This is a genomic window from Pseudomonas sp. Sample_9 (assembly GCF_004307535.1).
Lineage (GTDB): Bacteria > Pseudomonadota > Gammaproteobacteria > Pseudomonadales > Pseudomonadaceae > Aquipseudomonas > Aquipseudomonas mercuritolerans.
This window is the reverse complement of sequence record NZ_RAZO01000278.1, coordinates 1-1,741: the sequence shown is the minus strand read 5'-3', so window position 1 is coordinate 1,741 and position 1,741 is coordinate 1. Positions and strand designations below refer to the sequence as shown.

Here is a 1,741-nt window from a genome sequence, read left to right as displayed (position 1 = left end):
GCGGCGCGCGGTTCGAGGATGCGTTTGAGTTCATCATCCAGCGTGGTCAGGCTGATCATCACCGCCACCAACCGTTGCTGCGCCAACTCGGTCAGCAAATCGAGATCGCGCAGAATCAGCGAACCTTTGGTGACGATGGTTACCGGATGTCGGTAGCGCAGCAGCACTTCCAGGGTCTGTCGGGTGATCTGGTATTCGCGCTCGATCGGCTGATACGGGTCGGTATTGGAGCCGAGATTGATCGGCGCGCATTGATAGCCGGGTTTGCTCAGCTGTTCTTCAAGGACCTGGGCGGCATTGGTCTTGGCGATCAGGCGGGTTTCGAAATCGAGGCCCGGTGACATGTCCCAATAGGCGTGGCTGGGCCGTGCGTAGCAATAGATGCAGCCGTGTTCGCAGCCGCGATAGGGATTTATCGAACGGTCGAAGGGCAGATCCGGCGAGGTGTTGCGGCTGATGATCGATTTGGCCTTCTCGATGATCACTTCGGTGTTTTGCGTCTGCGGTACTTCCTGATACCAGCCATCGTCCTCGGCCACTGAACGACTCGGCGCAAAGCGGTTGTGCGGGTTGGTTGCGGTGCCGCGACCGCGGGGCGGGACTGAAGTGATCATCGAACGAACCTCTGCTCTGTATATGCATACAGTATCCGAGGCTGTGCGCTGTTATCCAGTACCGTTCAGCGATGCTAAGGAAATTGGCGGTGCCGCTCGTGGATAAAGTTGTTCGTTAGATGATCCTTGCTGATTAACGACAATCGAAGACACAGATGCCCAATTGCTCAACTCAGATCCGCTATATAGGCTCTGGAACTCCCGGCAACAGACTCCGGCCAACTAATTAAAAGGATTTGATTGAATGTCTTATTTGAATCAACGCGGTGTTTTCCTGCAAATGATGCGGCCCAGCATCACCGACTCCAATACCATTGTTTCGCTGCAGCTGGCGCGCAAGGAACTGGGCTGGGATGCAGAACAACAGCTGGCGTCCGAGGCTCTGGTCGATTCCATCTATGTCGTAGCGGTATCGGCCGACAAGGGCAAAACCTTCACTATTCGCACCAACAAGAAAGATGTCGACGGTGACGGCGATATTGATAGTGATGACAAGGCGAAGTTGATCGCACTGGCCAAAGCTTATGTGGCTATCATTAATCCGTAAGCAGAAGTAATCGCCACAACTTCATAAATAAAACCCCCTGCATCAATACATGATGCAGGGGTTTTATTTTCAGTTGTGTTGAGTGACCTGGCCGAGATCATCGCCGGAGGTGCTTTGCATGTCTTCGCTGCGCAGATGCGCAACCTCTTTGGCACTGACCGGCGCGCCCTTGTTGCCCCAGCTGCCACGGATGAAACTCACCACGTCCGCGACTTCCTGATCGGACAGGCGCCAGGCGAAACCGGGCATGGTGAAGGTCGATGGCGCTGCGTGCGTCGCCGGCAAGGTTCCGCCCTTGAGCACGATGTGAATCAGCGAGGTCGGATCGTCCGTTTGCAGCACCGGATTGCCCGCCAGCGCCGGGAACACCCGGGTGTAGCCATGGCCGTCGGTGCGGTGGCAGGCTGCGCAATTGTCGATGTACACCGACGCGCCGCGTTGGCTGTCGTCGCCGTTCCACAGCGCGTTGGCCACTTTCTCGTCGTACTGATGCGGCTGGTCCGCTGGATCATTGGCCGGCAGTGTTTTGAGATAGCGGGCAATCGCGGTGAGGTCGGCGTCGCTCATGTATTGCATGCTG

Annotated in this window: 3 protein-coding genes; 1 reads left to right on the top strand and 2 read right to left on the bottom strand. The window is 56.5% G+C overall.

Features of this window, described 5'->3' with window-relative positions; genetic code table 11:
• Nucleotides 1-614 (bottom strand): radical SAM protein (locus tag D6877_RS15295; protein WP_130911333.1); only part of this gene is annotated, 614 nt, incomplete at its 3' end.
• Between the two features lie 244 nt (nucleotides 615-858).
• Here D6877_RS15295 and D6877_RS15290 point away from each other — a divergent pair.
• Entirely contained in the window at nucleotides 859-1,161 is a 303-nt protein-coding gene (locus D6877_RS15290; protein WP_130911332.1) for a hypothetical protein, read from the top strand.
• Between the two features lie 69 nt (nucleotides 1,162-1,230).
• Here the strand turns inward: D6877_RS15290 and D6877_RS15285 are convergent.
• On the bottom strand, nucleotides 1,231-1,741 hold a 511-nt coding region (locus tag D6877_RS15285; RefSeq protein ID WP_130911331.1), incomplete at its 5' end, for a cytochrome c.

Bases quoted from the DNA above. Each gene is read 5' to 3' on its own strand.
- D6877_RS15290 (WP_130911332.1), top strand. From the start codon at position 859: ATGTCTTATTTGAATCAACGCGGTGTTTTCCTGCAAATGATGCGGCCC.